The 12,396-nt window shown below is 39.4% G+C and carries 15 protein-coding genes; 7 read left to right on the plus strand and 8 right to left on the minus strand.

Annotated features, from left to right (window positions below; all coding sequences use genetic code 11):
• Positions 1-126 precede the first annotated feature (126 nt).
• The 6 genes from V7K46_RS07385 to V7K46_RS07410 all read left to right on the plus strand — a co-directional run bounded on the left by V7K46_RS07385 (position 127) and on the right by V7K46_RS07410 (position 3,260).
• Positions 127-549: a hypothetical protein gene (locus tag V7K46_RS07385; protein WP_335111916.1), complete on the plus strand. Its 423-nt coding sequence runs from the start codon at positions 127-129 to the stop codon at positions 547-549.
• A 39-nt stretch (positions 550-588) separates the two neighbouring features.
• Positions 589-870, plus strand: coding sequence for a hypothetical protein (locus V7K46_RS07390; RefSeq protein ID WP_335111917.1), 282 nt, complete (start codon positions 589-591; stop codon positions 868-870).
• 2 nt (positions 871-872) lie between these two features.
• Positions 873-1,184, plus strand: coding sequence for a hypothetical protein (locus V7K46_RS07395; RefSeq protein ID WP_298918488.1), 312 nt, complete (start codon positions 873-875; stop codon positions 1,182-1,184).
• A 320-nt stretch (positions 1,185-1,504) separates the two neighbouring features.
• The gene (locus V7K46_RS07400; protein ID WP_335111918.1) at positions 1,505-1,867 is read left to right on the plus strand and encodes a hypothetical protein; all 363 of its coding nucleotides are present in this window, start codon (positions 1,505-1,507) and stop codon (positions 1,865-1,867) included.
• 21 nt (positions 1,868-1,888) lie between these two features.
• The gene (locus V7K46_RS07405) at positions 1,889-2,896 is read left to right on the plus strand and encodes an LLM class flavin-dependent oxidoreductase (protein WP_335111919.1); all 1,008 of its coding nucleotides are present in this window, start codon (positions 1,889-1,891) and stop codon (positions 2,894-2,896) included.
• Entirely contained in the window at positions 2,886-3,260 is a 375-nt protein-coding gene (locus V7K46_RS07410) for a hypothetical protein (protein WP_335111920.1), read from the plus strand. The genes V7K46_RS07405 and V7K46_RS07410 overlap by 11 nt, the downstream gene beginning before the upstream one ends.
• 134 nt (positions 3,261-3,394) lie before the next feature.
• Here the strand turns inward: V7K46_RS07410 and hypB are convergent, their stop codons facing one another.
• The 7 genes from hypB to V7K46_RS07445 form a co-directional block, all read right to left on the minus strand.
• A complete protein-coding gene (hypB, locus tag V7K46_RS07415) occupies positions 3,395-4,261 on the minus strand; it encodes a hydrogenase nickel incorporation protein HypB (RefSeq protein ID WP_335111921.1) in 867 nt (288 codons plus the stop codon).
• A complete protein-coding gene (locus V7K46_RS07420) occupies positions 4,252-4,593 on the minus strand; it encodes a hydrogenase maturation nickel metallochaperone HypA/HybF (RefSeq protein WP_335111922.1) in 342 nt (113 codons plus the stop codon). Before V7K46_RS07420 ends, hypB begins: the two co-directional genes overlap by 10 nt.
• 12 nt (positions 4,594-4,605) lie before the next feature.
• Positions 4,606-5,709, minus strand: a complete 1,104-nt coding sequence (hypE, locus tag V7K46_RS07425; RefSeq protein WP_335111923.1) for a hydrogenase expression/formation protein HypE — start codon at positions 5,707-5,709, stop codon at positions 4,606-4,608.
• Positions 5,710-5,762: 53 nt separating this feature from the next.
• Positions 5,763-6,947: a hydrogenase formation protein HypD gene (hypD, locus tag V7K46_RS07430; RefSeq protein ID WP_335111924.1), complete on the minus strand. Its 1,185-nt coding sequence runs from the start codon at positions 6,945-6,947 to the stop codon at positions 5,763-5,765.
• Between the two features lie 138 nt (positions 6,948-7,085).
• Positions 7,086-7,346, minus strand: coding sequence for a HypC/HybG/HupF family hydrogenase formation chaperone (locus tag V7K46_RS07435; protein WP_335111925.1), 261 nt, complete (start codon positions 7,344-7,346; stop codon positions 7,086-7,088).
• A gap of 80 nt (positions 7,347-7,426) precedes the next feature.
• Complete coding sequence (hypF, locus tag V7K46_RS07440; RefSeq protein ID WP_335111926.1) at positions 7,427-9,775, minus strand: carbamoyltransferase HypF; 2,349 nt, start codon at positions 9,773-9,775, stop codon at positions 7,427-7,429.
• A gap of 27 nt (positions 9,776-9,802) precedes the next feature.
• On the minus strand, positions 9,803-11,017 hold the full coding sequence (locus V7K46_RS07445) for a hypothetical protein (RefSeq protein WP_335111927.1): 1,215 nt from the start codon (positions 11,015-11,017) through the stop codon (positions 9,803-9,805).
• 187 nt (positions 11,018-11,204) lie between these two features.
• Here V7K46_RS07445 and V7K46_RS07450 point away from each other — a divergent pair, with 187 nt between their 5' ends.
• On the plus strand, positions 11,205-11,384 hold the full coding sequence (locus V7K46_RS07450; RefSeq protein WP_335111928.1) for a hypothetical protein: 180 nt from the start codon (positions 11,205-11,207) through the stop codon (positions 11,382-11,384).
• A gap of 168 nt (positions 11,385-11,552) precedes the next feature.
• On the opposite strand, the gene V7K46_RS07455 is transcribed toward V7K46_RS07450, so the two are convergent.
• Positions 11,553-12,392, minus strand: a complete 840-nt coding sequence (locus V7K46_RS07455; RefSeq protein ID WP_335111929.1) for a NifU family protein — start codon at positions 12,390-12,392, stop codon at positions 11,553-11,555.
• Positions 12,393-12,396 lie beyond the last annotated feature (4 nt).

Consider the following 12,396-nt stretch of genomic DNA (forward strand, 5'->3'; position numbering starts at 1 on the left):
AAATTACCTGTTACATATATTTTAATATCAAAACTGTTTAATAGGTAGAAATATATAACTACTTTGGATAAACAGCAAAAGATATTTTCTTACTGGGTGCATACTACCTAGCAAGGGAGAGCCAAGATGAAAGCCAAACTTTTAAATGTTCTTATAGTTTGCGTAGTTACCTTAGCAGTGCTTTCTCCAGAACTAGTAGTATTTGGTATAGTTTGGGAGCGACATCTGGAGTTAGTAAAATCCCAGAATTTAGCCTGCGAAGTTAACAAGACTAGTACAGATGCTCCCACCTTGGCTCCCCAGACAGAAGGTACACATTCCCCTCAGACTAGCATCCAATTCTCTGACCGTAATGTAGTTCATCAAATGCTGACTGTTGCTGAACAATATAAATTTACCACTATCCTGCAATGGTTCTTCTTGTTAACCCCTATTTGTATTGGGTTAGGGATTCTCTTTTACGACAGATATCTTGTTCATCGTGCGGCTGTTTTAAAAGAACAAGTTGAAATGTTGGAAAGACTGTGGCAGCAAAGTATCGAACAGTAACCAATTCGCAATTTACTCACTCCAATCAACAAAAATACCATGACAGAACAACGCGAACAGCTATATTTTAATCTGATTGATGAGTTACTAAAATGCCCTAATGGTCAGGAACCAGAAGTTTTAGAATCTCATCCAGAATTGATTGATTCTGGCTTAGTAGAAACAATGTTACAAGTAGCAACCATGTTTGCCCATGAAGGCAATCAAGATGGTGCACAATTTTTATTTTTTGTGGGGCGTGAGCTAGCTAAAGAACTCGGTTTATACCCGGAAGTTCCCAATACTGAAGTTGCAAATCCTGAAGCTGCAAATAAGGAGTAAAAATGCTGTTGACTTCAACGGATGCGGGACAAATAGCTTTAGAACTGCTCATGGCAGATTGGAACATTTCAGAAGAGAATAGGGAGTGGTTCACAATCTTTAACTCTCGTCTAATTGGCGAGAGTTGGTACACTGTGGAACTAGGTGTACAAGGATTTCCAGATAGATGGTTTCTTCAAGTATATGACAATGGAGTATGTGATCCAAACTATACATTTATATCACCTATCGGTGGTTCTGAAGGATTCACAGATGTCAAAAATGTGCCAGATATTATAGCAGAGGTCTTAGTTTGTGAACGGAATACTCGATAACAAAACTTAATAATTAAAATTGAGGAATTCAAAATTTAAATGTGTTACTTCAATGCACTTTGTTTGAATTCATAATTTTTAATTGAATGTAATTGGTGTTTGGGAATTAGGTAATTTCAGGATAACTGTTTTCTGCTTTAACCCCAATACTTTTATATTTAATCTCTCATAAAAGTGCTTAACGCAAAAATGAGGTGAAACCAAATAAGGTACACCTCTTTTTTTATGTAATATAAAATTGAATATTTAATATTTTATTCAAAGTATGTCAGCTATTTTGTCATATTTGATTGACAAAATTATGTTATATTAATAGCGTGATGGACGCTACAGAAATCTCATTTCAAATGATTGCTGAAGACATCTTAGCCAAAGAGTTTACAAGAGTCCTCAACCACTACTACCCAAAAGTTGGGGAATTACTAGATGGGTGTTATGTGAAAGTTATCACCTGTTTTTGGGGACTGCCTGCCAGACGCTTGCAATATATAGGAATTTATTGCTCTGACGAAATGATTTCCTATGTGCAAGCTCACAAAGAAATACTTAGAGAAGTAGCAGACAACATGGGTCTAGTGCAAGTAGTCTGCATGAATGCCAAGCGATTGTTGCGCGATCCGATGTCGAAGCTCAAAGAAAACAACCCACGCCTATGGTTGGAGTTGCAGTGGGTTGCCACCTAAAATAGCGATCACAAATAAGTAATGAAAACTGGAATTTTCTGCAATTACGATAATTATCACCAAGATGCTCGTCGTGCCATCTTTGAGCAAGTCGCGCTGGTAAAACAGGCAGAAAGCTTAGGTTTTGAGGAAGCCTGGGTGAGTGAGCACCATTTTAGTGAATCCAATCTCAGCCCGTCGATGTTGGTTTTAATGGCACACCTAGCAGGATTGACTTCAACCATCCAATTAGGGACTGCGGCGGTGTTACTGCCATTCCATAACCCGATTAGGGTAGCCGAAGATATCGCCACGCTGGATAACCTGTGCAATGGACGATTATTATTTGGAGTTGCCAAAGGCGGCCCCTTCCCCCAACAAAACAAGCATTTTGCGACACTCCCAAGTGAATCCCGTCCCAAGATGCTAGAAGCGATCGCATTGATTCAGAAGCTGTTATATGAAACTGATGTATCATTTAATGGGCAACATTATCAATGCGATCGCCTGACAATTTATCCAAAACCATTGCAGAGTCAAATACCAGTGTATGTTGCTACTGGCGGTGATGACGGGATCGAGTTTGCTGCTAAACATTCCTTCAGCTTGATGGGTGGGCCGCCGTTTTCTCTGGAGAGATTGAAGGATACTCTTGCCAAATATCGAGCCTTAAATTCTGGTGGTGCAGAAAACTTTGTGCTGGCACGCTTCTTTTATGTTGGCAAAACATTTGATGAGGCAGTGAGTGAAGCGTTACCTTTCATTCGCAAATTTAGCCAGAAAATGAAAGCTAATTCGGCTCAATTATTGCAGAATAGTGCCAATCCCAACCAAAAACCATTTGATCGTACAAACATTTGTTTCGACGAAGATTATTTGATTGAGAACTCAATTATCGGTGATGTGGAGACTTGTCGAGACAAAATCAAGAAATTTCAGTCCGAATTAAATTTAGGTACGCTAGCACTCAAACCCACGTCTTCGGATATGCAAAAAAATCTGGAGAGTTTGACACGCTACAACCAAGAGGTGCGAAATTATGTCTTCTAAACTATACCTGCTTCCTCCTGATGATTTACCTCCCGCTGAGGTAACAAAACAGGATGGAATGTTGCAGATGGAACTAGAACAGTCTATTGGCAGATGCTTTTATCAAGCCTGCGATCGCATTACGCGAGTACTGTTATCTAATTGTCAGTGGTATCTTACAACAAATGCTAGCATCCTAACACTAATAATTGACTGCCCTGACATCTTATCTTACTGGCATATAGTCAGCAATATTCCCCAGTTGGGTAATAGGTTAGAGCGGTTTGCTACAAATGGCAAAATCCGCGTTTATCCCCCATTTGGCAAAGGGATGCCGTTTGAAATCAGCATAAATGAAATATCAGCTTATCGAGATTGGCTTTGAGGTAAATAAGTACGAACTGGGAATCACACAAAATATAGCTTATTCATTCTTATCGCTGTCTTCCACCCTGTACTCCTAAAGTGCAGGGTGTTGCAATTTTATAACAGTTACAATATCGTCTACGTTAAAAAAATTTAGGTATTCGTCAACTGGGAAGAGATTAGTGTTGACAAGTTTGTTACCTTTTCAGTTAGCCACGCATACCAATTCTCTAAGCCAGCACCAGTAGTTGCAGAAACTTGAAAAATCTGAATTTTAGGATTTACTTTTTTAGCATATTCTATGCACTTTTGTACATCAAAATCTACATAAGGTAGCAAATCAATTTTAGTAAGAATCATGATATCACTAGCACGGAACATATGCGGGTATTTTATCGGCTTATCTTCTCCTTCCGTGACGGAGAGAATCACGACTTTTGCATTTTCTCCTAAATCAAATAAGGCTGGACAAACCAAATTTCCCACATTTTCAATCATCACAACTGAATTCAGCGGCGGATTCAGTTGTTGTAAACCTCTGTCTATCATTGATGCATCTAAATGACAGCCTATTCCGGTGTTGATTTGGATAACTTGAGAACCTGTTTCTTTAATTTTTTTGGCATCGTTAGCAGTTTCTTGGTCACCTTCAATGACACTGATAGATAATTGATGCTTTAAATCATTGATAGTGCGAGTTAAAAGAGTTGTTTTCCCTGCACCGGGAGAACTCATTAAATTTAAGGCGAGAATATTTCGACCCTTGAACCATCCCCGATTTTGGGCAGCTAGCAAGTTATTTTTTGCTAAGATATCCTGTTCTAAGGATATCGTTGTGTTGTGTATTTTAGCATGAATTTGAGATGCTTCTATATGAGTATCGTGACTGTGGGAATGAGTGATGACAGTACCATCTGGTAAAGTGTGAGTATGATGATGGTGATTATGTTCAGCTTCACCTGTTTCCAGATTGGTAATTTTAGTTTCACCATCATCAGAACAACCGCAAGTTACACACATAATTCCTCTATTTCTATTTCTTTAATTTTCAGTTCTTCACCAGTAATTAAATCTAATTGCCCGCTACCGCAGTTACAAATACCAAATGGTTTATCTAAATAAATTTCTGCACCGCATTCGCGACATCGCCCTAAGCCAGGAATTTCTAAAATTTCTAATGTCGCCCCTTCTAAAAGTGTACCTTGAGTGCAAATATCAAAACAAAATCGCACGGCGTCGGGCATAATAGCTGAAAGTTTACCAATTTCTAATAAAACTCGTTGCACTTTTGCGCCTTTGGCATGTTCAGCTACAATTGCTACAATATTTTGAGTAATTCCAAGTTCGTGCATACTATTAAAAAATTAACAAATTCGTGGCAATTGGTCGCCTACCAACATATCAACAATCCTTTCAGCACCAAAAACTGTTTTTAACAATACAATACCTGGAGGTGAGGTAATAACTTCGCCAATAATACAAGCATTTTTGCCTGCTGGATGGGATTTCATAGCTGATAAAATTTTGTCAGCATTCTCTTTTGAAACTACCACAACTAACTTACCTTCATTAGCTAAATACAATGGGTCTAAACCGAGAATTTCACAAACTCCGTTAACTTCTTCACGCACTGGGATAGATTCTTCATAGAGACGAATTCCTACATCGGAACTGAGAGCAAATTCATTTAAGACTGTAGCTAAACCACCGCGTGTAGCATCTCGCATAGCATGAACTTGGGGACATGCATGGAGAATAGTTTCTACTAAACTATGCAATGACTGACAGTCACTTTCAATATTAGTTTTTAAGGCTAATTCCCCACGGGCAATTAAAATTGCTGCCCCATGATTACCTAATTCACCGTTAACAATTACGGCATCTCCAGGTTGAATATTGTGGGCAGAAATACTAACACCTCGCGGGATAATACCAATACCAGCAGTATTAATAAAGAGTTTATCGGCAGCACCTCGATGTACAACTTTTGTGTCACCAGTGACAATTTGAACACCAGCTTTTTTCGCGGCTGCTTTCATACTGGCTGCTACACGTCGTAAGGTCTCTACGGGTAATCCTTCTTCTAAAATGACGCTACAAGTTAAATATAAAGGTTTAGCACCGCTGACAGCTAAATCATTAACTGTGCCGTTGATAGCTAATTCTCCTATATCACTACCGGGAAAAAATAAGGGGTCTACGACATAGGAATCTGTAGTAAATGCAAGTCTGTCTCCTTGTTGCAAGAGAGGGGCTAAGTTGAAGCTGGCTTGGTCTTCTAATTGTGAGAGAATCGGGTTATCAAAATTACTGACAAAGATATCATCTATTAAATCACGCATGGCTTTACCACCGCTACCATGTGCGAGAGTTATATGAGTATCTCGCACTTTTCCTTGGCGACGGCGGACTTGTTCCATTTTCTGGAATAGAGAATTTTGTACTTGATTCTTGGAGGATAAATCCATATTAAAATTGACTTTTTTTAACGCAAAGGAACGCAGAGTATTTGTGAGATGTATTAGTCAGAAGAGAAGCCGCAGGCGGGGAGAGGTTCTTGAGTTATAGCTACTTTTGGTTTTTGGGCGATTGTTCTTTTGGCAATAGTGGAGAGTCGCCCATATTTGTAATAGGCTGCACAAGCACCTTCAGAAGATACCATGCAAGTACCAATGGGTGTTTCTGGTGTGCAAGCTGTACCGAATACTTGGCACTCCCAAGGCTTTAAGACTCCTTTAAGGATTTCTCCACATTTACAAGCTTTATGGTCAGCTACTTTAAGATTAGGAATGGTAAATTTAAGTTCGGCATCAAATTGGGCATATTCAGGTTGAATTTGTAATCCTGAATAGGGGATATCACCCAAGCCACGCCAATCAAAACTATCTCGCATGGCGAAAACTTTGTTTATTGCTTGTAGCGCTACTGTGTTCCCGCTTTTTTGGACAATTCGATTATATTGGTTCTCGACTTCACAACGATTTTCTACTAGCTGTTGCAATAACATCCAAATGGATTGAAGAATATCTAAGGGTTCAAATCCTGAGACGACTATTGGCTTATTATATTGTTGGGAAATAAATTCATAAGGGTCAGTGCCAATTACCATGCTGACATGGCCAGGGCCAACAAATCCATCCAGTTGCAAGTCGGGATTATCTAATAGTGCTTTCAGGGCGGGAACCACGAGGACGTGGTTGGAAAACATACTAAAGTTATGAATTTCTTCGGCTGCGGCTTGCAGGATGGTGAAGGCGGTGCTGGGGGCTGTGGTTTCAAAGCCTAAGGCGAAGAAGACTACTTCTTTATCGGGGTTATCTCTAGCAATTTGCAGGCTGTCTAGGGGAGAGTACACCATACGGATGTCTGCGCCTTGTGCCCTAGCTTGCAGTAAAGTGGTATTGGAACCAGGAACTCGCATTGCGTCGCCAAAGGTGGCAAAGATGACGTTATGATTTTGAGAGATTGCGATCGCATCATCTAATCTCCCTTTTGGCATAACGCATACTGGACAACCAGGCCCATGAATTAGTTCAATGGCTTCTGGTAAAATTTCTTCAATACCATATTTAAATATGGAATGGGTATGTCCGCCGCATACTTCCATGATTTTGATGGGTTTTTCTAGCTGGTTGCATAATTTGGCGATTTCGCGGCGGATGGCTTCAGCTTTTTCTGGTTCGCGGAATTCGTCAACATATTTCATAAGATTGGGGAATAGTAAATTTTATGTCAATACAGCACAGTTAAGTATTTCTTTCTTTTCTCCGTGCCGCGCCAGTTGCTTCAAGTCGGGGAACCCGCCCAACGCACTGGCTTCTCTGCGCCTCTGCGGTTCGTTAAGTTAAGTACTAATCCCTGTTTGTGCTGCTGCTAATTCTTGCAAGAGTTGTAATGTTTCTGCGGCTTCTTGTTCGTTAATTCGATTCATGGCAAAGCCAACATGTACTAGTACCCAATCCCCAATACAAGCTTCGGGGGGATGTTGTTCATCTACGATGCAAGCAATATTTACTTCGCGCTTAACACCAGCAATGTTAACTATGGCTAATTTATGGTTAACATTGGTAATTTCTATAATTTGTCCGGGGATTCCTAAGCACATTTTTATTTTTTAAGATAAACGAACCACTGAGGCGCAGAGAACGCAGAGAAAATTATTTGTGAGATAAAGTTTGTCAAATATCAACACTCATGTATTAATTGTGCGGCTGCAATAACTGCTTGTCCTAAAGATAGCCCACCGTCATTAGCTGGAACTAAGCTGTGAGTAAGTATTTTGATTTCCAAGGTTTGTAATTGTTTGGTAACTTGCTCTAACAATATACAATTTTGAAATACTCCTCCTGTTAGGACAACTTGATTAATCAGATTTTCTTGACAAAGATGCTTAACCATCTCCACAATCGCATTAGCTAAACCTTTGTGAAATTTTGCAGCCATAACTGGTTCTGGAATCTGCTGCTGTAAGTCATTGAGCAAGGCTTGCCACATTGGGCGCGGGTCTATACAATAAATACTATCTGAAAAGATAAAATTAAAAGGATATTTTGGCGTTTCTTTATGATTATTTAAGCTGCTAACATCTACTATAGCTTCCATTGCGATCGCAGCTTGCCCTTCATAGCTACATTCATCTCTATAAATACCGATAGCTGCTGCCACTGCATCGAACAACCGCCCCACTGAGGAAGCTGGAGGAGAGTTAATCCCTTTCTCCATAAGTTGATTGAGTAGCTTTAGTGGTTTTTTATTCAGAAATTTTACGATTTCTAAATCACTATATTGTTGTTGAAAATCATTCCAAAGGTTAGCAGTTATTAATTGAGCATACGTATTACGCCAAGGCTGATAAATTGCTTGTTCACCACCTACCATTGCTACTGGTTTAAATGTTGCTAGTCGCCGAAATTTTCGGTAATCAGCTAAAAGAAATTCTCCGCCCCAGAGTGTACCATCATCACCGTAACCTAAACCATCTAAAGCGATGCCTAATACCCCAGGTGAATCTAGAGTAATCCCATTTTCTGCCATACAAGCGGCGATATGCGCGTGATGATGTTGAATTTGATGAATTTTGATTTGATTTGTATCTGCGAGTTCTTTTCCAAATTTGCTGGAAAGATATTCAGGGTGTTTATCAATAGCAATTACTTCTGGTTGATGCTCAAATAAATTCAAGTATAAATTCAAAGTGTCTTGGTAAGCATTGAAAGCCGCAGCATTTTCTAAATCTCCCAGATGTTGAGAAAGAACTGCTTCTCCTTGACGCAACAGGCAAAAGGTATTTTTTAACTCACTGCCCATTGCTAAAATTTGCGGCACATTCTGAAATCCCTGTGGTAAACTAATTGGTGCTGGTGCATATCCTCTGGCACGGCGAATTGTTTGGACTTTATCGCCGATAACTCTCACCACCGAATCATCTACCCGATTAATAATCTTTCGATTGTGAAAGAGAAAATAATCAGCGATTGTCCCTAATTTTTCCCTTGCTTCGTTATTATCAATACATTGTGGTTCATCAACAAGATTGCCACTTGTTAAAACAATTGGGCGATTCATCCGCCGCAGAATTAAATGATGTAATGGCGTATAAGGTAACATGAAACCGAGGGTATTTTGCCCCGATGCTATCGATGGTGCTACTACTTTTTTACCTGTCGCTTGTAGTAAAACAATTGGTGCAGCAGAACTTATCAATAATTCTTTTTCTTTGGCGTTGACAGTGCAGTATTCTTCAATTATCTCAATATCTCGCGCCATTAAAGCAAAGGGTTTATGATAGCGCCTTTTGCGCTGACGTAGTTTTTGTACAGCAGTTTCCTGAGTTGCATCGCAAGCCAGATGAATACCGCTTAACCCTTTAATTGCTACAATCTCACCCTTTTGCAACAGGGTACAAACGGCATCGACATCATCCAGCATAGAGAACATGGAAGCAGTAACTGATTTACCATCAGCGCGTTCTAACCAAGCTGTGGGGCCGCAAGCATGACAAGCTACAGGTTGGGCGTGAAAACGGCGGTTTTCAACATCGTGGTATTCCTTTGCACATTCTGAACACATGGCAAACGCAGACATACTGGTATTGCATCTATCATAAGGAATGGCACGAATAATACTCAGGCGGGGGCCGCAATGAGTGCAGTTAGTAAAGGGGTAGCGATAAAAGCGGCTAAAGGGGTCGAATATTTCTTGTTGACATTGCGGACAAGTGGCTGCATCAGGGGTAATTTCTGTTTTCATGGCATTACTGACACTAGTAGAAATCACAAAATTATCAAATTTCAATTCACCTTCATAAATAATTCTTGTTAGTTGATTAATTCTTGCCAACGGTGGACATTCTGTTTGCAATCTGGCAACAAATTCGGTTATTGCTTCCTCGCTACCAGATACCCTAATTAAAACACCTTGACCATCATTACAAACATCTCCATGCAAACCGCAGGCTTTAGCAAGACGATATACAGTAGGGCGAAATCCTACTCCTTGAACAGTACCGCAAATTCTAATTTCTTCAGTCGCCATAAAAATCTGACTTTCAAAAATTACGAATTATGAATTATTAAACTGCCACAGCAAAATTCTGTTATTTCCAGAATCAGCTATTATAGCCGTATTGCCACAAATTTTTATGCCGTAACACCAATTTAAGCTATCTCGTTTTGGTAGTCCAAAATTACGATTTTCACCTTTACTTTGAAAATTTATTTGTCCGGCAAGCCCATTTGCTGTCGCACCTTGCAGTGATAAAATTGATTCTGGTTTTCTCCATCCTAACAAACGGGAATTAGCAGTATCTGCAACTACTAACCAATCCCCAGTCACCCCCACACCATAAGGCATACTCAAACTACTAGCACTAGGATAATAAAGCCCTTGATTCATTTCCACAAAATCAAAGTTTTTTTGTCCTAAAACTACTGCACAAGGGGCATTATTTTCTGTTGGTATTTCCTGCCAAATCATTACCCGGTGATTACCTGCATCGCTGACAACCAAATTCTCTCCCCAAAAGTTGATATCGTGACACCAACGCATACTCGCTGCGGTTGGAGAAGCACCGCCGTTTTCATTGCGAGATATCATATCTGGTTGTCCCAAAACTAAATCAGCGGGTTGACCATTTTCTGTTGGTAATTGATGCCAAATTAATAGCCTTCGATTGCCAGTGTCAGCAATAAATAGCCGTCCTTGATAATAGAAAATACCATAGGGCCAGTGCATTGTATTGGCTGATGCTGCTTGATTTCCTCGATTTGGTTCATTATCGGTAAAATTAACTTGCCCTAATACCAAATCCGCTGGAACATTGTTATCTTCAGGTAAGTTTTTCCAAATCAAAACCCGATGATTCCAAGCATCTGCTACAGCTAATCCTTCGCCGCAAGCACAAATCCCTGTTGGTACACTTAAGGTTGCCCTTCCGGGTGTACTTTTAGCATTTTGTCCCTCATGATAAAAGTCAGGTTGTCCAATTACCCAATCAGCAGGTTGACTATCTCTCGTGGGTAAATTCTGCCATCCCAATAATCGATGATGTCCCGTATCTGATACCCATAAAGGGCCAGTTTCTGATACCAAACAAGCAGCACGAGGCCCGAACATTGTTGTGGGACTGGGTGCTACAGGTATCACTAATTCTTGTGGTTCAATAATGTTGCCTAAAATTACCTCTGCACCTTGAGGTGATAAAGGTAAATATTGAGGAATTTCTGTTACTTCTGACGGTAATTGTGATATGGGATTAATTGTGATTGGGATATCCATGAACCGCAGATAGACGCTGATAATTATTTAAAATCATTAATGTTGATAAACATGTAACAACACTAACAATTTTGCATGATGTTTTTATTTTAAATTAAGTAAAAATCTTAAAAAAACTTCCGTATTAATCAATATTAAAAGATTTATGCAAATCTTCAGTGGCTTTTGCTACATAGCAATATTTGTCATGAGTGCGGGATGTACTGAAATGAGAAAGCAATCAAGCATTTTGAGAAAGCAATATGCCTTTTTGCTTGCTGAATCTACCGAAATGCTTGCTAAATCTACTGAAATGAAAAAGCAATCAGGCATTTTGAGAAAGCATTTAGCCATTTTGCTTTCTCAAAACACTAAAATGAATAACTAAATTACACAAATGAGAAACAATTCAGATATATTGACAAATAAATCTACCTTTTTACTTGCACAAAACACTAAAATGAATGCGCGAAGTACTGAAATTAAAAAGCAATATAGCCGTGATTTCCTAATTGTCAAGTATATTTGCGGAGATGTTAGCTTCGCATAATGATTTTTAGATTTTTACAAAAACCTTATCCTCCTTAATCTGTACTGGATACGACTGAAGCGAAATATCAGGTGCAGTTAAGCATTCACCTGTCTCTAACTTGTACTGAAATCCGTGGGAAGGACAGGTAATAATACCATTTTCAACCTTACCCTTTTCTAACGGAGATCCTAAATGAGTGCAAGCATTACGATAACATGTTACCGTAACACCTTGACGATATAAAATTAGTAAATTACCAGCAAGTTGTACTGCCAACACACTAAATTCAGGAACTTGATCAATAGTCGCCACTTTCATCCAAGTAGAAGTTATTTTTGAAGAAAATTGACTGATTAAACCAGAATTCACGTTATTAACAGTAGGGTTGTTATTGACTGCAACTACTTTGGTAATTTCGGGACAATGGTTTTTGATTGCCTGTTCTACTCCCTGAGATAAAGTCAAAGTAGAAGCCGGACAACTACTGCAAGTTCCGATTAATCTGACTTCTACTGTATCTGGTAGCTTAATTGCCATTAGTTCTACATCCCCATTATGGCTTTTTAAACCTGGGCGAACTTCTTCAAGTGCTGTCTCAACACGTTGTGCTAATGGTGGTTTTGGTGGTTTAACTAATTCGTGATACAGTAGCACTGCGTACACTACTTCATCAGTAACAGCATGACGTAAAGCTGACATTGATTCTTGTTTTAGGCTTTTAATCAAACTAGTCAATGCAGCTTTATGCAAAGCTTCAATTGCTCTTTTTAGACCCACTGCTACACACCGTTGGCTTTCATCCCACTCGGATATAATTGCCTCAAAGCGGTTAATTTCCTGAACTAATTCTTCAAGGTTGGTCATTGTG

Origin of the sequence: Nostoc sp. (assembly GCF_036917395.1) — a bacterium.
Classification (GTDB): Bacteria; Cyanobacteriota; Cyanobacteriia; order Cyanobacteriales; family Nostocaceae; genus Nostoc.